Below are 19385 nucleotides of genomic sequence, written 5' to 3'. Positions count from 1 at the left end.
GGTTACCATAGACGATAGGCGATGCCGTTGAGGCCCGCTTTTTCAGAACCTGAATAGATATCGTAGACGTCGTCTCCTTCTTGCGGATCGGTCGCCTCGCTGGCATAGCTTCTTTTCTTCCAGGTAGCCGCGTCCGGCCCGTCATTGGACAAATACATCGGGTCGCGGGGAATTCGCCGCAAAAAATAAATCTTGCGGCCCTGCGGGTCGCGCTGATCCACCGCGCCCTCGACCAGCACCTCGAGGTCCCTGGGATATCCGCTGTCGCCCAGCGACTTGGCAACGCGTCCCTCGTCGCTGGCCCGCTTGTAGGCATCGATTCCATGCCGGATGCTCCACAGCGCATCTTTCAGCTCGCGCTCGCGTACCCTTTGCATCACTACCTGCGACAGCGGCACGACCATGCTCGACAGCAATCCGACGATGGCTAGCGTAATCATCAGCTCGATGAGCGTGAAGCCTTTCTGCTGCGCTCTCATGGCGTAATCTTGATCGACAGTGCGGACGTCGTGGCATCACTGACGGACTGGCCGCCCGCGCCCATGGCATTGAACGACAGCAGCTTGAGTTGCGTCAGGTCGGTGGCCGCCAACGCGCGAAAACTGACCAGCACCGCCGGCGCGGCGAACGTGGCGCCATCCATCTTGCTGGCCCGGGCAGTGCTCACGCCAATCGTGCCGTTCGGATCCACCTCGCTGCTGAAGCCGGTCGCAGCACCACCCTGCTTGAGAAAATCTCCCTCTGTCACACTCAGCACCTGCAGCGCCTTGCTGTCGAAGCCGATGGACATCGCCATCTCGTTGATGGACTGGCCGGACTCCACCATCAACTGCGCGACAAAGGTATCTCCTGCCTTCACGCTGTCAGGCGCCCGCCAGTGGATACGCGCGGCATCATTTCTTTCGGCGGGGGCCGCCCGGCTGCTGTCTTGCAGCACCGGATTCCCGCCAGGCGCCCGGCCCGCGACCGCAACATTCGCTGCCGCAGGTGCCGAGGACTCGGCGCGCGTGCGGAAACTGTTGTCGGTACCTGACTTAAATTCCGAATTGGCCGCATCGGGGCGCTGGATATTGCGTATCAGGTGGGGCGTGATCGACAGCACGATCTCGGTCTTGACCTTGTTATTGGACTGGCTGCCGAACAGCTTCCCCAAGATGGGAATTTCGCCCAGCAGCGGTATCTTGTTGGCCGTGTTGCGGTCTTCGTCATTGATCAGTCCCGCCAGGATCTGGTTCTCGCCATCTTTCAGGCGCAGCACCGTACTGGCCGTGCGGGTGCCGATTTCATAGGCAGTCGTGCCGGATTGCGTCTTGACCTGGCCGTTGACGCTGCTGACCTCCAACGCAACCTTGATAGCCACGTCGTTATCCAGGTAGATGGTGGGCTCGACGTCCAGCTTCAAACCGACATCGACATAGTTGATGGATTCGGAAATGAAACCAGTAGAGGTCGCGGTGCTGGTGATGTTGGGCAGCCGTTGCCCGATCAGTATCTTGGCCTTTTCATGATTGCGGGCACGGATACGGGGATTGGCCAGCAGATTGGTATCGATGTCGTCCTGGCGCGCGTTGATCGTGGTGGCGTCTACGCCGACACCGATGGTCGATCCGCTCAGGCGGCGCAGGTCGTTCAAGGTCAGCGTGCCGCCGGCGGTCGACGACAGCGGCGTCAGACCGACACTGCCCGGCCAGCGCACGCCCAGCTCAAGCAGGCGGCTGCGCGACACTTCCAGTACCGCCACCTCCAGCATCACCTCCGGCTCTGGCACGTCGTGCAGGGCCGCCAGGCGTTCGGCCAGCCTGATGACCTCCGGCGTGTCGCGCAGGATGATCATGTTGAGCTTGTCATCGACGACGATATCGCGCGACTTCAGGATCGTCTTCAAGGTGTTGGCAACCACCTTGGCCTCGGCGTTACCGAGGAAAATGCTCTTGATCACAAGTTCCTGGTAATCCTTTGCCTTGGCGGCGGTATTGGGGTAGATCAGCAGGGTATTGGCATCGAGCGTGCGCGACTCCAGCTGGTTGGTCAGGAACACATATTGCATGGCCGCTTCGATCGTGCTGTTTCTCAGGAAGATCGACGTGCGCTGGTCAAGCTGGACTTCTTTGTCGAAGATGAAATTCAACCCCGCACTGCGCGAGATCACGTCGAATATCTGTCTCAGGGCAGCATCCTTGAATTCGATCGTGATCGGCTTGCGATAGGCGATCGACAACGTGTCCTGACCCTTGAGCGCTTCGGTACGATCGGCCACTGCCCGACGCAAGAGCTGCGTGTTCTCGCCATCGGGATTTTCCCGCGCCAGGATCGATAGCCGCTCTTTGGCGGTGTTGAGGTCGTTGCGGGCCAGGGCTGCCTGCCCCTCGGCCAGCAATGTCCGGTGTTTCTGATTGCGCTCAAGCAGTTGCAGCGCGTCGCGCGCGCGCACGTTGGTCCGGTCGATATTGACGACACGCTGGTAAAGCACCCTGGCCTCCTCGGCGTTACCGGCCACGGCCTGCCTGTCGCCCTGCTGCAGCAAGTTGTAGATGGCGCGCTCACGCGCCTGCAGGTAGGTCTTCTGGTACTCGAGGTTTTCAGGCTCCTGCATCATGGCCTGCTGCAATTGCGCCAGGCCACCTTCCACATTGTCCTGGGCGATCAGTTCGCGACCGTAGGAATAGGCCGTCCTCCCGGTGGTGCAAGCCTGTAGTGTCAGCGCGATCAGCACCACGGTGCACACCAGGCGTGCGCGCCGACCAAGTACCGAGCGGCCTGCCGCAAGAGGTGAAACGACCCTAAGCGATGAGCTCATTGAGCGTCCCCGATCATTACTGTCTGCTTTCGCGACGAAGGAAGATAAGTCAGTACCAGCCTTGGCGGCACGATGGACTCCACCCGGTACTTGCCGTCGATGACCGTCTTGTCCCTGACGATAAAGAGTTGATCCTGCTGTGCCAGATAGACCTCCCAAATGCCATCTTCCTGTTTCTTTCCTACATACGTCAGTGTTGCAGCAGAGGCATCGACCGCCGGCACGGATGCCGCATTGACCGCTGTTGCCACCGGCACTGCCCAGCTCTGGCGCGCAAACAGGTCGCCGCTGGTGGCGCTGGCCTGTTCGCCGATCAACTCGGCGCGTGGCTTCACCGCCAGGATCACGCCACGAGCCCCATCGCTGGCGCCAGCCCTTGCCGGTTGATTGCTGGGCGGCGTAACCGGCGGCCGGTTAGCGCCCCCTGCGTTGATGCGGGCGGGCACGTCCACCACCGTTTCCTGCTCGGTCTTGTCGCCAAAGAAGGCCAGCCCGGCCGATACCAGCAGGCCCGCTGCCAGGACCAGATGCAGCGGTTTCATGATCCACCATCCTTGCCCGGCAGCCCTGCCCCAGCGCCGCGCGGCGCGCTGCCTTCATTGTTGAGATAAAGGGTCAATTGCAGGTTGACCTCGATCACCTCGCTGGAGACCGCGGCACGCTTGAATTGCAATTCGTCGAGTGAAGCAAAGGGAATGGCCATCAGCACCTGCATGCAGAACTGGCGCACCGCCTTGTACGAACCCTTTACCGGAAACCTGATGCGATAGGCACTGAAACCGCCGGCCTTTTCTTCCGTCATCCGATAATCCGCCTGCGCCAGCGCCACGCCGCTGGTCGACGCCAGCGAGAAAATCGTCTTGACCTGTTGCTCTACATAGTGGATATCGCCCAGGCCGTCGTAAAAAGCCTTGAGCCGATCGCGCTCGCTCATGCGTGGCGTCGCCGATAGCGGATACATGGGCGCCTGCAGGGCTTGTCGTGTATCGAAAATGGCACTCTGCTGCAGCCTGAGTCGTTCCTGCCAATAGGGCACACCCCACAGCCATGCGGCCAGGGCAATTCCCCAGCACACGGCTGCCGCCACGTTCACCGCACCCAGGTGCAAAGCGACCAATCTTGTTCGCAAGAACCATCGACTGCAGTAATGAATCAGCGTGTTCACGGTTTCGCCATCGGCCAATGTGCGTCGAACTGAAAGCGGATCGGCTTGCCGGGATCTTTCTCCACCAGTTCGTGGCGCAGCAAGACGACCGAATCAAAGAATTCCGCTCGCTTCAATTGCTCCAGATAAGCCAGCATTGCCTCGCCATCCCTGGCTTCGGCCACGCACTTCAAGGTTCGCTTGACGGCATCCGGCTCCATCGACAGCAGGGCAATCGACCCGGGGGTCGCCAGCTCGAGTGCATCGAGCACGTCGCGCCACGGCAGGTTGAGCTGGGAAACCGCCTGGTTGACCGCATTGGCGCGTTCAGCCGGGATATCTTCACGCCGAGACGGCAACTGACGCTCCTGTTGCCGTGCCAGGCTTTGCTGCAAGCTCAGCAACCGCTGCTGCCCGGCCTGAACCGTTTTCCACTTCGACTGTATATGCAGCGCGAGAAACACGCACAATGACAAGCCGGCAATGGCCATGAGCCAACTCGGCCAGCGCGTATCTGCCAGGGCATAGCGCCAGTCACGGGCGGCAAATTCGATATGAAGACGGCTCATCGGTGTCCCTGCATGGCCAGCAAGACCCCATGTGACGATGCGACACCATGGAGTTCAGGTTCCTTCAAGGGGATCATCTGAAACGCTTCGCCAGATGCACTCGCCCACGTTGGTTGCAGGATGCCACATAAGTACAATCGCGTCGGCATCTCCCTTCCCTGCACCAGCGCATTGCGCGTCAACTGCTCTTCCAGCCAGGAGGAATTCTGCGCGTCGTGCGCCGATGCAAACAGCGTGTCCACATCGACCGGCCGTTTTCCCTGAAGCGCGCATAACGTGATCCGGTTCTGATGCACGAGACCGAACCAGCTATCGGCAGCAATGCGCTTATGCCATTGATTCCAGGCGCCGACGAACTGGGGAACGATGCCTGTCAGATGAAATCCGTGCTGCCGGCCACATGCCAAGAGCGTCTCGATGAGCCAGCGTGGCAGCGCGCAGGCCAGGAAATTATGACTGGCGCTCCAGGTCGCTTCGATCTTCCACTGCGCCGGGTCCAGGTCGTAGAGCCGCCTGAATCGCAAATCGGCCACAGCCTTGCAATCTTCCAGGCGCGTCACGTTCGCTGGCGAGGCCACGCTGAAATAATGCGCCCATTCATCGGCCAACACGATGCTAACCCAGCGGGAACGCACATCGATGCCTGCCAGCACTGCATCCAGGGCGAGCTTCAATTGCTCTGCCGTATCGATCGGCCCGACCAGTTCCGCCTCCTTCAGCACTTGCACTCGCGGCTTGCGCCAACGGCTGACCTGCAGCACGGTCACGCCGCTCTTCGATAGGCCGATGCGCAAGGCAGACATGGTCCAGTCAGGTATGCAAGGTCACGCGCTTGATTTCATCGAGTGTAGTCTCACCCGACTTCACCAGTTCCAGCGCTGCTTCGCGCAGGGTGCGCGTCCCATTGAGGCGAGCCGCTTCCTTGACTTGGCGAATCGGCTTCTTTTCGATGATCATCTCGCGAATGGCATCATTCAATACCAGTATCTCGGCGATGGCGCGGCGCCCCTTGTAGCCGGTTCCACGACACTCGCCACATCCGGCGCCTCGCATGAAGCGGTACCCGGCCACATCGGCCAGCCTCAGGTTGACCCGCGCCAGCGACAGCTCGGCCGGTTGATAAGGTGTAGAACAATGCGGGCAGTTCAGGCGCACCAAGCGCTGTGCCCAGATTCCGTTCAGGGCCGACAGGAACGCGTAAAGATCGATGCCCATGTGCGAGAACCGGCCGAAGACGTCAAACACGCTGTTGGCATGCACGGTGGTCAGCACCAGGTGGCCGGTCAGCGCGGACTGCACTGCAATTTCGGCTGTTTCCCGGTCCCGGATCTCGCCCACCATGATCTTGTCGGGGTCATGGCGCAGGATCGATCGCAGGCCTTTGGCGAAGGTGAGGCCCTTTTTTTCCTTGACGGGAATCTGCAGGATGCCGGGCAATTGATATTCCACCGGATCCTCGATGGTGATGATCTTGTCCTGGCCGTTGTGCATTTCCGTCAACGCCGCATACAGCGTAGTGGTCTTGCCGGAACCGGTCGGGCCAGTCACCAGCAACATGCCGTAAGGCTCGTGCGCCAGCATGCGCACCGTCGCCAGGGAAGCGTCATCGAAGCCCAGCGAATCCAGTGTCAGGGCGCCGGCGTCATCGGTCATCGATTGCTTGTCGAGGATCCGGATCACCGCGTCTTCGCCGTGGATGCTGGGCATGATCGACACCCGCACATCGATATCGCGTCCACCGGACTCGACCCGGAAGCTGCCATCCTGAGGCACGCGCCGCTCGGCGATATCAAGCTCTGCCATCACCTTCAGGCGCGAGATGGCACGCTGCGCTTCTTCCACGCCCTGCGCGGTGGTGACATGATCGAGCACGCCATCGATCCGGTATTTGACGTCCATACCGGTCGCGGTGCTCTCCAGGTGGATATCGGAAGCGCCCGCCCGGAGCGCGTCATAGAGGGTCGAATTGACCAGCTGCACCGCCGGACTGGCCGCGCCCGACACGGTGGTATACGACAAAACGGTGGTCGTCTTCTGTTCGCGGCGGGCGTCCGCACCGGGCGCGCCGAGCTGGTCGACGGCGCGTACCGACTCTTCCTGCCGCGACAAATAGGCCTGGATATCCTTCTCCAGCGCCAGCGACAGGCTGGTGCAGCCACGCGAATGCAGCCATCGCTGCACATCCATGTCGAACGGGTCGCCAACGATGCCGACCAGGCCTGGCTGCGCCGAACGCAGCACCAGGCAGCGCTTCTGCATCGCCTTGGACAACGGCAGGATGTCGAAGGCTGGCTGCATCTTCGACATGGCGGCCATTTCCACCACCGGCAACTGCAACAACAGGCCGACGGCCGCGATCAGCGCGCGCGGATCCAGGCCGCTGGCCACCTCCAGCTCGTTCAAGATGGTTTTGCCTGATTGTGCCGCGACCGCGCGCGCTCGCGCCAGCATGCCGGGATCAATCACCGGAAAAAAATCGACACGTGCATTCATGAGAGGCTCCCCGCCAGATCAAAGATCGGTATGTAAAGTAAAACGACAATGGCGCCGACGATGATCCCGATAGCGGTCATCAAGGCTGGTTCGAACACCTTGGTAAAGCGGTCGATCCAGCGTGCGATCTCCCCATCGTAGAATGCTGCAGCCTGCGTCAGCATCTGCCCCAACTCCCCAGAACGCTCACCGGCACGCAGCATGCGCAGCGAAACCGGTGTGGTCAGGCGCCGTTCACTGAGCGCCGTCGACATCGGCATACCCGACTGTATGGCCTCGATCGCCAGGTCGAGGTCCTTCTGCAAGGTGACGTTGACCACACTGCGCGTGGTCTGCAGCGCCGTCACCACCGGAATGCCTCCCTCCAGCAACATCCCCAGTGTCAGATAGAGGCGGGACAAGGCATACACATGCAGACGCTGGCCAAACCCCGGCAATCGTCCGGCCCATTTGATGAGCCAGCCGCTGGCGATGGCCTGGTAAATTGCGACACCGGTGACCAGGAGCGCCAACAGGATACCCACCCAGACCAGTTGCGCATGACGCGTCATCATGCGTCCGGCATCCAGCAATAACTGCGACAGCCAGGGCAAATTGCGCCCGGCGCCTTGATAGACCTCGGCGAACTGCGGCACGACATAGCCGACCAGGAACAAGGTGACGCCCCCACCCACCAGCAACAGGATCAGCGGATAGATCATGGCGCTGACGATCTTGGTACGGATGCCATCGATGCGCTGCTGGTAATCGACAAAACGCGCCAGCGACTGCGGCAGGCTGCTAGTTCCTTCGGCGGCCTGCACGATGCCGGCATAGAGTGCCGAAAACACTGCCGGTTGCTCGCCCAGGGCGACCGAGAACCGCTTGCCCTCCCGCAGGGCCAGCAACAGACGCCCCAACACGGCGCGTGCGCCCGCATTTTCTTCCTTCTCGTGCAGCGCCTCGAGCGTCTCGACGATGCTCAGGCCGGCGCGTAACAGCGCCAGCAGTTCCTGACTGAACAGCAGGACGGAAAAACCTGAGGTCGAACGACGTCCCGGCAGCCCCTGGCGCGTGCTGACGATCGACAGCGCACGCAGCCCCTGCGCCTCGGCCTGCCGCCGGGCGTCCATTTCGTCGATCGCAGCCAATGTCACGTGCGTGATCATGTCGTCCGACGACAAGGCTCGAACCTTGAACCACATGGGAAAATTCCGTGGAGTGAAAATTTATGCGATGAACTCAATTGCTGATGTCGGCCGCCTCGCCATCCCCACCGGCCCGTCCATCAGCACCATAAGAAATAATCTCGATCTCCCGCTTGCTGCCGGGCGAACGATAGACATAGGGATTACCCCAGGGATCGGGCGGAATCTCCTTGCCCAGATAGGGCCCATTCCACTGGCCGACCGCCGCCGGCTTGACCAGCAATGCCGACAACCCCTCTTCCCCAGTCGGATAACGCCCAACATCCAGCCGATAGGCATCCAGCGCACGCTCGAATGCGTTGATCTGGGTCTTGGCAATGGTGGTCTTCGACTTGCCCAGCTGCGAGAAATATTTCGGCCCGACATACGCGGCCAGCAAGCCGATGATGACGATAACGACCAGCAGCTCCAGCAAGGTGAATCCAAGCGGCGCAGTCCGTCGTACAAAGTTACTGGTGGAACGTTGAAACATGGGTGTTCGATGGTGTGACAACATGGTCAAGGCGAGGGTAAAAACGAATCCAGGAATGCTGCTTCTCCCCGAAGCTCAAGCTTCCTGACGCAAACAACTTCCCCAACGCCTGATCAAGTGCGAACTGACGCTGATACAAACAAGAATAGCTAAACCGACATGCAAAAGACAGGGATTGCACCCTGACATTTCACCGCCTCCTCCCAGAATCTTCTTGTCTTGAAACTTATGGACGTTTCATCAGCGGCTGCAGTTTTTTTTTATTGTTTTTTCATTAGAGCATTCTGCTTTACTTGGCGTCAAGCAAGTTTCAAACTAAAAATGTGCGTCATGATTAAAGGTCAACGTATCCCGCCGTGCAGCAGCTGATCAATGGACAGGGACGTGGATGGTTTCCATTTTTCCTGGCCGGACTCAACCTCTTCTAATGCGTGCCCTGGCGGGTGCCGCCGTGGACTTTCTTCACAAATGGAAGAGCTTGGTGCGGTCTCGATACCCATCGGGAAAAACCTGTTGTGGGTCGGCGACAATGTTGATGCACCAATAATCAAGGGCGCCGGGGGCCGCCCTTTTGCTTGAAGACGCACAAGGTCGAAGAGGTCTATCTGGCTGCTGAAGAGAAATTCGACGATAGGGCCAACAGGCTGCCATACCTCATCGAAGAGAAGCTATCCGCTTGTTTCGCTTGGGCTATCGCCTACTATATAATAATTCTCATTTCGAATATTTTGATCTGGCATTTCCTAACTGCAACCCACCATGGCCCACTCCGCCGCCACAGAGCAATCCATTCAAGCGCTCTACAAAGAACATCACAGCTGGCTGCATCGCTGGCTCTGCAAGATGCTGGGCGATGGATTCGAAGCGGCAGATGTGGCGCATGACGTATTCGTCCGGCTGCTGAACCGCCCGGCGATGCAGCAATACCGGGAGCCGCGTGCATATCTGAGCACCGTAGCCAAGAATCTCGTCGTAGAACATTGGCGCCGGCGAGAGCTGGAGCGGGCCTGGCTCGACACTCTGGCCGCAATGCCTGAAGCAACGGCGCCCTCTCCAGAATCCCGTCTTCTAGTCCTGGAAGCACTTATCCAGATTGACCGAATGCTTGATTCGCTCAAGCCCAAGATCCGAACTGCCTTCTTGCTAGCGCAGCTCGATGGCCTGACCTGCCCTCAGATTGCAGAACACATGGGTGTGTCACGCGCTACGGTGGAGCGTTATATTGCTTCAGCACTGCTGCAATGCTGTGCGCTGACAACGACAAATTAGATGGCAAACGCACTGCCCCAAGCAGACAAGCGGCTAGTCGAGGCGGTAGATTGGGCCGTCAAGGTTCAGTTCAACAAACCGGATGCCGCGACAAAACAAGCCTTCCAGCACTGGCTCAAGGCGCACCCCTCCAATGCTGCAGCCTGGCGTCGCGTATCCAGCGTCCAGGAGAACTTCCGGAATCTTCCACCGGGAGTGGCCAAAGGCGTGCTGGATAGTGTCGACCGGGTTCGCTCCGGCAACGACAAGAAACGCCGCGCAACCCTGAAATTGTTGCTGCTCGCCGCCGTGGCGGGCCCCACAGCCTGGTTGGTCAGCAAGGAAGCACCTTGGCAAAGACTTATCGCCTCTGAATCTACTGGCGTGGGAGAGATTCGTTCGCTGCAGCTTGAGGATGGAACCGTCATTACCCTCAATACGGATAGCGCAATCAGTATTCATTTCGGCGAAGCGCGCCGGGAAATTACGCTACACCGCGGCGAGATCCTGGTAGTGACTGGCGCAGACGCTGAGTTCACCGGCCGCGCCGGCGTAAAACGCTCGTTCTGGGTCCATACCCATGTGGGCCGGCTACAGGCGCTGGGCACTCGCTTCACGGTTCGCCGTGAAGATAGTCGAGCACGTATCAGCCTGCAAGAAGGCGCCATTGAACTGACGCCAGCATCCAACCCGCAGATCATCCCGGTATTGCCCGGGCAGACATGGTGGCTCTATAGCGATAGAGGGGAGCTTGCTGCGCCATCAGGAATCGGCATCGATGACTGGAAAGACGGCTTGATTGTCGCCGATAACGCACGCATGGCCGACCTGGTGGCGGAAATTGCGCGATACCGGCGTGGCCTGGTGACGTGTGACGAATCCGTATCAGACCTGCGAGTCTCCGGGCTTTATCACATCGCGGACACCGACAAAACCCTGAGATTCCTTTCGACTACCCAGCCGGTCGACCTGCGCTTCATGACGAGATACTGGGTCCAGGTAAGCCGTAAGCAGCCAGGTTGAACACAAGAGTCAATTTCTTTATGTTTTTTTGAGGTGTTTTCAAATCTCGCTCGTCCTACAGAGGAAGCAACATAAAAAACCTCTTTAGGAATCAGGTCATGCGCCCAGTCACCTCGTTGAAACCTCGCAACTGCAGAACGGCCGCAGGAAAGCCGTCAAAATCTCTTCGCTTCCTCAACTACAGCGCCCTGAGCATGGCACTGGCAATGGCGCTTGGACAGCTCTCTGCTCACGCCCAGGCGCCATCTCAGCAGACCAGTGCCATAAAAAGCTTTCGCATCCAGCCCGGCCCCATGCTGGCGGCTCTGGAACAATTCGCACGGACCTCAGGTGTCAACGTCGCGTATGACACCGCCGCCATGCAGCGCATTCAAACACCAGGGGTGTCGGGCAATTACGTGGCCGGCGAAGCGCTGCAGATGTTATTGAGTGGCAGTGGCATCGTAGCAATTCCTCAACCTGACGGTGGCTACGCACTGAGGCCTGCCCAGAGCGCTCAGGCGACAGATTCATCCCTGCCTCTTCCAGCGATTACGGTCTCGTCAAATGCAGACGCGGCGCCGCCCACGTTTGCCGGCGGCCAGGTTGCCAAGACCAGCTCACTCGGCCTGCTGGGCAACAAGAGTTTCCTGGACATTCCATTCAGCGCAGTCAGCTTCACCTCCAAACTGATCCAGGACCAGCAGGCGACCAGCGTCGCAGATATCCTGACAGGACTTGACCCATCGGTACGCGCTGCCATCGGCAGCAGCAACCGCTATGACGCCTACACCATTCGTGGCTTCCGGGTCCCCAACAGCGATGTGGCACTGAACGGCCTCTACGGCCTGCTTCCCAACTACCGGATCGGCTCGGATTCTGTGGAGCGTATCGACTTACTGAGAGGGCCAAGCGCCTTGCTCAACGGCATTGCACCGGGTGGAAGCGTGGGCGGCGCCGTGAACATCATGACCAAACGTGCCGGGGATGAGCCGCTGACCGAAGGCACCCTGGAATATTCGTCAAAATCACGAAAAGGCATACATGCCGACCTGGGACGCCGTTTCGGGGATGACAATCAGTTTGGGGTCCGTATCAATGCGGCTGTGCGCGATGGTGACACCCCATACGATAACCAGTCCATGCGAACGAATTCTCTTTCCATCGGCGCCGACTACAAGAGCCGCCATCTTCGCATCGAAGGCGACCTGATCTATCAGGATGACTGGATGAGAGCCCCGGAGCGTGGCTACAACGTGGCTGCGGGCGTCAGAGTCCCGTCGGTCCCGAACGCCAACATCAACGTCAGCCAGGTCTACGACTTCTCCGATACGCAGAGCACCACGGGCTTCGGCAAAGTCGAGTATGACCTGACGGATGATGTCACCGCGTACGCGACCCTCGGTGGCAACAAGTTCAATTTCAACAAGCGAGAATCACCAGGTGGGACCATTACCACCAATACCGGCACGGTCAGCACTGTCTCCACGGCGCAGTTCGGCAGTTACGAGACCTACACCGGCGAGGTCGGTTTGCGCGCGAAGTTGACCACCGGTGCGGTTCGCCACGAAGTATCGGTCAGCGCCAACCGGATGCATCAGGCGTACCGCCTGGGTCAGACCGCTTATGCCACGTATCTGACCAACATCTACAATCCCGTGACACTGCCGCAGCAAACCACCCCGTTGGCCGCAACCACCTACGGCGAAGGTCCTGCAAGCGAAGTGACGCTGCAGAGCTATGCCTTGGCAGACACACTCTCCTTCGCCGATGGCCTGGTGCAATTGACGGCAGGACTTCGACGTCAGAACGTTGAATCGCAGACCTATGCCCCAACGACCGCCGCAATCACTCGCCGGTATGACAGCAGCGCTACGACGCCGATGGTCGGCGTTGTCCTGCGCCCGACTCAAACGCTCTCGCTCTATGCAAGCTATATCGAGGCGTTGACCCAAGGGCCACAGCCGCCAGCAAACGCCATCAATACTGCTGACGTGTTCGCACCATTCAAGACCAAACAGGTCGAGATGGGTGCGAAGCTTGACTACGGTACCTTCGGTGCCAGTGCCAGCATCTTCCAGATTTCAAGTCCGGTCGGCATAACGAATCCGACCACTCGGATCTACAGCCTGGATGGCGAACAGCGTCACCGTGGCCTGGAGGTATCTGGATTCGGCGAGGTCGCCAGTGGCGTACGGCTGCTTGGTGGGATCACGTTCCTGAACGCCAAGCTGACCCAGACCGCAGGCGGCATCAACAACGGAAAGCGCGCTGTCGGCGTCCCGGATATGCAGGCAAACCTGGCTGGCGAATGGGATGTACCGCAGATTGCCGGCCTGACCTCGACTGCCAGGGCCGTCTACACGGGACAGACCTATCTTGACGCAGCGAACACGCAATCAGTGCCTAGCTGGACGCGCTTCGACCTCGGCGCACGCTACGTCTTCAAGGCATCAAAGAACCCCGTCACGATCCGTGCGAATGTGACCAACCTGTTCAATCGACACCATTGGGAAGCCAATCCCAGCGGCTACCTGCTGGTCGGTTCCGCTCGCGCGTTGACGTTGTCCGCTTCCTTCAACTTCTAACTGCCCTGGGTTGGTTCCAAGCCGCACGTCAATGCCAGCGATGACGCGAAAGGACGGAAGAGAAAAGCGATCGAGATTAATGCAACTCAGTTGCTTATTGCAACTGAGTTGCATATAATTCGGCACTCTCTCCCCTCCTTACGCCGGCCATACCGGCGGCCCACAATGAGCCCAACCGAATCACAACGCCCTTCTTCACGTCCCAGCGCATTCAAGATGACGAAACTTGCATTGGTCAGTCTGGCAATCGCCTCAGGCAACGCATTTGCCGAGGCAGACGTCAATGACCCTCTGCGCGAGGGCGACACAAACAATGCACTGCCAACTGTCGAGGTAACTGGTCAAACGGAATCAACGGTAAAGCGGCGTTCGGATGTCAGCGTAGACAATAAAGCTCTTCCTTCGGCGGTGACGACCATTTCGCACGATGATCTGGAAACGCTGAACGTCGGTCGTGACATGTCTAATGTTTTCCGCCGCGTGCCTGGCGTGGTCGCAAACAACATCGACCAGGGCGACACCGGCAATGGATTCCGCATGCGGGGATTCGCGACGCAAGGCACGCACGGTGCGGATACCGCCGTGTATGTCGACGGCGTGCCGCAGAACATTCCTTCCAGCCAGGGTGGTGCCGGCCATGGCCCCGTATTCCTGGAATGGCTCACGCCCGACATGATTGAACGTATCGACGTCATCAAGGGCCCCATTTCGGCGCTGTATGGCGACCAGAATCGCGCCGGCGCCGTGGATATCCGGACCCGCACGGGTGGTCATGACCAGCCCTCCAGCATTGGCGTGACGGCAGAGAGCTACAATGGCCGTCGCCTTTCCCTGGCGCTCTCTGGTGAATACAACGACATCAAGTCTTACTTCGTCGGCGACCTGTATCAATCAGACAGCTTCCGTGCCCGCGCCCACAATCGTAGAAACAATCTTTTTTGGAAACTCTCCAAAAAGGTTGGGGACGGCATCTACAGCGTACGCGCCAGTCATTACGAATCCGATTTCACCGCCGCCGGCTATCTTCTGCTGCCATCACTTCAGGCAGGACTAGACCCGAAATCCGTCCAGTACAACTTGCCAGGCTTCGGCAACGCCGAAAGAACCTCCCTGGTGTTCAACCGCGTGCCAGCCGCATCGGAAGAAGGATGGTACGCAACGGCCTATGCGGAAGATTTCAAGCGGACACGCGCCATCACCACGAGCACAACGCAGCACACGGTCGGCAAAGACGACCGTCGCATCTTCGGCGGCCGCCTGGCGCAGAATCTTTCATTGACCGAAAAATCGGCTGTAATCTTTGGCGCCGACATGCGCTATGACGAAGGCGATGCATTCCGCCAGCAGTATCAATACAACCTGCCAACGTCTAACTACATCAACAACCAGGGACTGCAGCTCCTGACGGTTGGCCTGTTCGCCCAGGGCCAGTACAAGATCGTGCCTTCGCTCAAGGTGACCGGCGGGCTGCGCTATGACCGGTTCGACTATTCCATCGACAACCGCAAGTTGCCGGCAGCATCGACCGACTACACCGGCTCTGTCTTCACCCCGAAATACGGCGCAGTCTGGACAGTGTCACCAGCATTCGAGCTATTCGCGAACGTGGCGCAAGGCTTCCGCTCGCCCGCCGCTGAGCAGATCAGTTCCAGTGGCTCGCTTGGGCCGCTGAACGGCACTGGCGGGGTCATCAGCAACAGCATCAAGCCCACAAAGGTCAAATCCTACGACACAGGATTTACGTCGACACCAGGCAATAACTGGACGCTCGGTGGCGCGGTGTACTACACGTTGAATGAAGACGAAATCGTCAACACCGCCCCCGATGTCTATCAGTCGGTCGGCGACACGACACGCAAGGGTTTCGAGCTCGAGACGCGCTATCAATTCAATGACGCCGCTAGCGTCTATCTGAACTACGGCCGCATTATCACCGCCAGGATCAACAACCCCACTCCCGGCACCGGCGCGATGTTGTCTGTACCGCGACATACCTATAAGGCGGGTGGCCAATACAAGACGCCAATGGGTCCGGGCAAGCTGACCACCAACATCGACGTATACGTCACCGACGGCAATCCCTTCTACAGCGGCACGCCGTCGACCAGCAAGGATATGCCCGTCTACACACGCTACGACTTGAAGGCAACCTACGACTACCGCCAATGGCAGGCCAGCCTCTTCTACATTTTGCAACCACATGAATTTGGTAGCGACATCGCCTACGGCACGACCGCTGGCTTGCTGCTCTCCCCTATGCCCAAACACCAATTTGGCGCGACCTTGCGCTATTTCTTCTGATTCGGAGTATCAACCTGATGATTTCAATTAAAGATCTTGTCGTCCAGCGAGACAAGAAAACTGTCTTGCACCAGTTGAACCTGGAAATCAATTCTGGCAGCGTGTACGCCCTGATGGGCGGCAACGGCGCCGGCAAGACGACCACCATCAATACGCTGCTCGGCTTCATCAAGCCTGTAGCCGGACAGATCCATATCGACGGCGTGCAACTCAGCGAAGGCGGCTCCTTGCGCTCATTGATCGCTTACCTCCCCGAGAACGTGGCGCTGTATCCGTACCTCACGGGTATTCAGAATTTCCAGTACTTCTGCACGCTGGCGAACATCCGCCTGTCGGACGCCCAGGCTCACGATATGTTGTCCGATGCGGGCCTGGACCAAAAACACCATACGCGCCGGGCCGGAATGTACTCCAAAGGCATGCGACAGAAGGTGGGGCTTGCTATTGCCTATGCAAAGCACGCGAAGGTCATGCTTCTCGACGAGCCGACGTCGGGCCTGGATCTCGCTGCGGCCAATGACTTTGCCGAGCAGATCGGCCATGCGGCAGAAAAAGGCATGGCGATATTGATGGCCACGCATGACCTGCAAAATGCGCGTCAGGTGGCTGACCAGGTGGGCATCATGCAGAATGGCTATCTGGTGGATGAATTCAGGATGGCTGAGGTCAGTGCCGATCAATTGGCCCGGAAGTACCTTCAATTCTCCCAGTCAGCGCTATGATGACCGCCATGTTGAAGAAGGAAATGTCGTCCATCATCAAGGACGGGAGGTTTCGCGTTCTTGCACTGATTATCCTGTTGCTGTCCGCATCACTTCTGTTTGTAGCGACGCAGAAATACAGCGCTAACGAACAGGAACGCCAGGCCATTGATCAAGCGCTTAGAAAACAATGGGAATTCCAGGGCGACAAGAATCCCCACCGAGGCGCCCATTTTGGGCAGTACGTTCTGCGCCCCGACAACCCTATTTCCATTCTTGAACCTGGTTTGACCGCGGTGTCCGGCCAGGCGCTGTATATCGAACCGCACATCCGCAACGTCACTCGATTCTCGCCTGCTGCGGATGAAACCATAGCGTCAAGGTTCGCTCAGCTCTCGCCGATGCTTTTGCTGTACGCACTGCTGCCGCTGATGCTCATTGCCATCACTTTCAATAGCGTCAGCTTAGAGCGGGAACAAGGCACGTTGCGCATGATGCATGCCCTTGGTGTTTCATCCGGTCGTCTGTTGCTAGCGAAGCTCCTGGCTTCCCAATTCGCCATCTGGATGGTTCTCCTTCCCGTTGGGATCGTGGTCGGCGTCTTGCTCTCCTGCTTACCCGGAAACCATGCAGGTATGTGGCCGCGTCTCGGCATCACCGCAGTCAGCTACTTTGCCTATCTATGGATTTTCGGCTCCCTGTGTGTCGGTGCATCAGCCCTGTTCAAGCGCAGCCGCACCTCCCTTATCTTCATGCTGCTGTTCTGGCTCGTCATGGTGATGACGATGCCGCGCGTCGGCACTTCTATTGCGGCTCAACTCGTACAAACTCCGTCTGCCGAAGAATTCTGGAGTGACATCAAGACTGACACGGACGAGGGACTTCCAGGAGATGGCAACCAGACCGAACGCATGAAGCGATTCGACGCGTCGCTTCTGAAGAAGTACGACGTCAAGTCACTCGACGACCTTCCCCTTGGCGTCAATGCCCTACGACGTCTCGAGCGCGATGGATATGGGGAACGCGTTCAAGACGTTCACTTCGCTGCCCTGTGGGAGAAATATAGGCAGCAAAAGTCGCTGGCACTCCTGGGTTCTGGCTTCAGTCCCGCAGTCGCAATCAAGAACATCGCGATGGCAATGGCGGGCACTGATTTGGACACCCAACACCACTTCGAGAGCGCGGCAGAGAAATATCGCAGGGAAGTGAACACCCTTATCGACCAATGGGATATCGCGAACTCCCAGGGCATCACCTCTTTTGACGCCAAGTATGCCGGCAACAACGTCTGGCAATCAGTACCAAAGATGAAATACATTCCCCCGAGTCTCGCTCAAAGCATCCAAAACTTGCTGATCGATTTTTCTACCGTCGCTGCCTGGCTGGTCGCTGCGACCCTGTTTCTGATGTACGCCGCCAGGAGGTTGAAGCCATGATGAGACTTATCTCAAGTGAATGGCGGCGCTTCCGCCATGACCGGGGCAATATGGTCATCGTTCTGGTAACGGCCGTCATCTTGCTGTTGAGCGGCGTGATGGCGAGTTTTGATGCAAAGGCACGTCGCACCGAGGAAAATACTCAAAAATCAGCACATACGGCGCTCGTTGAGCGAATCACTGGCGGGCTTATTGCTGACGACAAGCCCATCAAGATCCAACCATTCAATATCAATCGACAGGCTGGCGCCAACGTAAAACTGGCACTCGGAGAAGGCCTTGTACTGGGCAGCAGTCGCTTCGACTCGCTCACCAGTGACACCAGGGTGGGCATTGAATCCCGACATGTCGATGGACGACGGGACGGGGGCCTTTCCAATCCCTATCTTGCGTCACTAGGCGCACTGGACCATGGCGTCCTGGTCGCAATTCTCTTGCCTCTCGCGCTGTTTTCCTTGAGTTTCGGCTTGGTCAATGAGGAGCGAGAACAGGGTATCTGGCGCTTTGTCGTCTCTCAAGTGGATAACGAATGGCGCATTCTCGCGGCCGCGCTCCTCATTCGTATTCTTACCCTCACCGCGATTGAGGCGATTGCGGCTGCGTTGGCGCTCAGCATAGATACCGGCGGCAAGCTGTCTGTTCTCACCACCTGGCTACCAGACGTTTTCGGCTATGCGCTTTTCTGGGGCGCGGTCGCTGCGCTACTGATACTGTTGACCCGCTCGTCGAGTGCCACCATGGTGGCCATGTTAGGTACCTGGATTATCGGAATCTTTATCATACCGACGATGGTTGGCGAGCTGGCCAAAGCTGAAAATCCAATGCCGTCCCGTTTGGCGACACTGGTGGAAATGCGCGCAATCCAGCAAGACGCGGAAGACCATGCCGAAGAGTTGCTGACGCAATGGTACAAGGAGCATTCCCTACCGGAGCCTGCAACCGAATGGCCGGTCTCGACAGTGCCCCGCTATCTTTCGCAGGACAATCAATACAGACCGCTTGCCTATCAATTCGACATCGCTCGCACCAATCAGTGGAACTGGATGTCCAAATGGTATTGGTTGTTACCTAACATCGCGCTACTGGGCAGAGCAGAAAGCCTGGCCGGCATTAGTGCGAGCGACTATCAGGGCTACGTATCACGGGTGAATCAATATGAAGATGCGTGGAGAGCGATGTTTGTTCCAAAGATCATGCGTTTCGAAGCATTGACGCGGAAGGAATTTCTCTCACTCCCCTCGGTGACCTATTCGCCCCAAAGCGCCAGTGACAGCTCGCGCGCTCGCATGACAGCACCGGCTTACCTGAGTGCATTCCTGCTCCTGGCCATCGCCTTCCTACTCCGGCGCAGACTGTCGCCAGCGGCGGATTAACGATAGAGAGCAAGTCTCCTAACCTGATATAGAGCCGTCACGATACGTTCGTGACGGCTTTTTTTATGCGGGTA

General features: G+C 58.5%; 16 protein-coding genes. 7 read left to right on the top strand and 9 right to left on the bottom strand.

Going from position 1 to position 19385, the window contains the following annotated elements; translation table 11 throughout:
• Positions 1–2: 2 nt before the first annotated feature.
• From LBW87_RS05560 to gspG, 9 genes are all read right to left on the bottom strand, one after another.
• A complete protein-coding gene (locus LBW87_RS05560; protein ID WP_225200453.1) occupies positions 3–479 on the bottom strand; it encodes a type II secretion system protein in 477 nt (158 codons plus the stop codon).
• Entirely contained in the window at positions 476–2797 is a 2322-nt protein-coding gene (locus LBW87_RS05555) for a secretin N-terminal domain-containing protein (RefSeq protein ID WP_225200452.1), read from the bottom strand. Before LBW87_RS05555 ends, LBW87_RS05560 begins: the two co-directional genes overlap by 4 nt.
• Positions 2794–3339: a hypothetical protein gene (locus tag LBW87_RS05550; RefSeq protein ID WP_225200451.1), complete on the bottom strand. Its 546-nt coding sequence runs from the start codon at positions 3337–3339 to the stop codon at positions 2794–2796. Before LBW87_RS05550 ends, LBW87_RS05555 begins: the two co-directional genes overlap by 4 nt.
• On the bottom strand, positions 3336–3914 hold the full coding sequence (locus tag LBW87_RS05545; RefSeq protein WP_225200450.1) for a hypothetical protein: 579 nt from the start codon (positions 3912–3914) through the stop codon (positions 3336–3338). Before LBW87_RS05545 ends, LBW87_RS05550 begins: the two co-directional genes overlap by 4 nt.
• Before the next feature lie 44 nt (positions 3915–3958).
• A complete protein-coding gene (locus LBW87_RS05540) occupies positions 3959–4432 on the bottom strand; it encodes a PilN domain-containing protein (protein WP_225200449.1) in 474 nt (157 codons plus the stop codon).
• A 74-nt stretch (positions 4433–4506) separates the two neighbouring features.
• Positions 4507–5313 (bottom strand): hypothetical protein, encoded by an 807-nt coding sequence (locus tag LBW87_RS05535; protein WP_225200448.1) that lies wholly within the window; start codon positions 5311–5313, stop codon positions 4507–4509.
• 7 nt (positions 5314–5320) lie between these two features.
• Positions 5321–7003 carry a GspE/PulE family protein gene (locus tag LBW87_RS05530; RefSeq protein ID WP_225200447.1) on the bottom strand — a complete coding sequence of 561 codons (1683 nt, stop codon included), beginning with the start codon at positions 7001–7003 and terminating at the stop codon, positions 5321–5323.
• Positions 7000–8187, bottom strand: coding sequence for a type II secretion system F family protein (locus tag LBW87_RS05525; RefSeq protein ID WP_225200446.1), 1188 nt, complete (start codon positions 8185–8187; stop codon positions 7000–7002). The genes LBW87_RS05530 and LBW87_RS05525 overlap by 4 nt, the downstream gene beginning before the upstream one ends.
• 37 nt (positions 8188–8224) lie before the next feature.
• The gene (gene gspG / locus LBW87_RS05520) at positions 8225–8662 is read right to left on the bottom strand and encodes a type II secretion system major pseudopilin GspG (RefSeq protein WP_225200445.1); all 438 of its coding nucleotides are present in this window, start codon (positions 8660–8662) and stop codon (positions 8225–8227) included.
• Between the two features lie 759 nt (positions 8663–9421).
• On the opposite strand from gspG, the gene LBW87_RS05515 reads away from it, so the two are divergent.
• The 7 genes from LBW87_RS05515 (at position 9422) to LBW87_RS05485 (ending at position 19311) form a co-directional block, all read left to right on the top strand.
• Positions 9422–9931 carry a sigma-70 family RNA polymerase sigma factor gene (locus tag LBW87_RS05515; RefSeq protein WP_225200444.1) on the top strand — a complete coding sequence of 170 codons (510 nt, stop codon included), beginning with the start codon at positions 9422–9424 and terminating at the stop codon, positions 9929–9931.
• Positions 9932–10933, top strand: coding sequence for a FecR domain-containing protein (locus LBW87_RS05510; RefSeq protein ID WP_225200443.1), 1002 nt, complete (start codon positions 9932–9934; stop codon positions 10931–10933). It abuts the gene before it with no gap.
• Positions 10934–11031: 98 nt separating this feature from the next.
• A complete protein-coding gene (locus tag LBW87_RS05505; protein ID WP_225200442.1) occupies positions 11032–13500 on the top strand; it encodes a TonB-dependent receptor in 2469 nt (822 codons plus the stop codon).
• A 165-nt stretch (positions 13501–13665) separates the two neighbouring features.
• On the top strand, positions 13666–15801 hold the full coding sequence (locus LBW87_RS05500; RefSeq protein WP_225200441.1) for a TonB-dependent receptor: 2136 nt from the start codon (positions 13666–13668) through the stop codon (positions 15799–15801).
• A 17-nt stretch (positions 15802–15818) separates the two neighbouring features.
• Positions 15819–16523: an ABC transporter ATP-binding protein gene (locus LBW87_RS05495; RefSeq protein WP_225200440.1), complete on the top strand. Its 705-nt coding sequence runs from the start codon at positions 15819–15821 to the stop codon at positions 16521–16523.
• Between the two features lie 8 nt (positions 16524–16531).
• The gene (locus LBW87_RS05490) at positions 16532–17938 is read left to right on the top strand and encodes a DUF3526 domain-containing protein (RefSeq protein ID WP_265112874.1); all 1407 of its coding nucleotides are present in this window, start codon (positions 16532–16534) and stop codon (positions 17936–17938) included.
• Positions 17935–19311, top strand: coding sequence for a DUF3526 domain-containing protein (locus LBW87_RS05485; RefSeq protein WP_225200439.1), 1377 nt, complete (start codon positions 17935–17937; stop codon positions 19309–19311). Before LBW87_RS05490 ends, LBW87_RS05485 begins: the two co-directional genes overlap by 4 nt.
• Positions 19312–19385 lie beyond the last annotated feature (74 nt).

The organism is Herbaspirillum sp. alder98 (assembly GCF_020179755.1).
Lineage (GTDB): Bacteria > Pseudomonadota > Gammaproteobacteria > Burkholderiales > Burkholderiaceae_D > Herbaspirillum.
The sequence above is the reverse complement of the archived record's forward strand: the minus strand, read 5'-3'. Positions and strand labels throughout refer to the sequence as shown.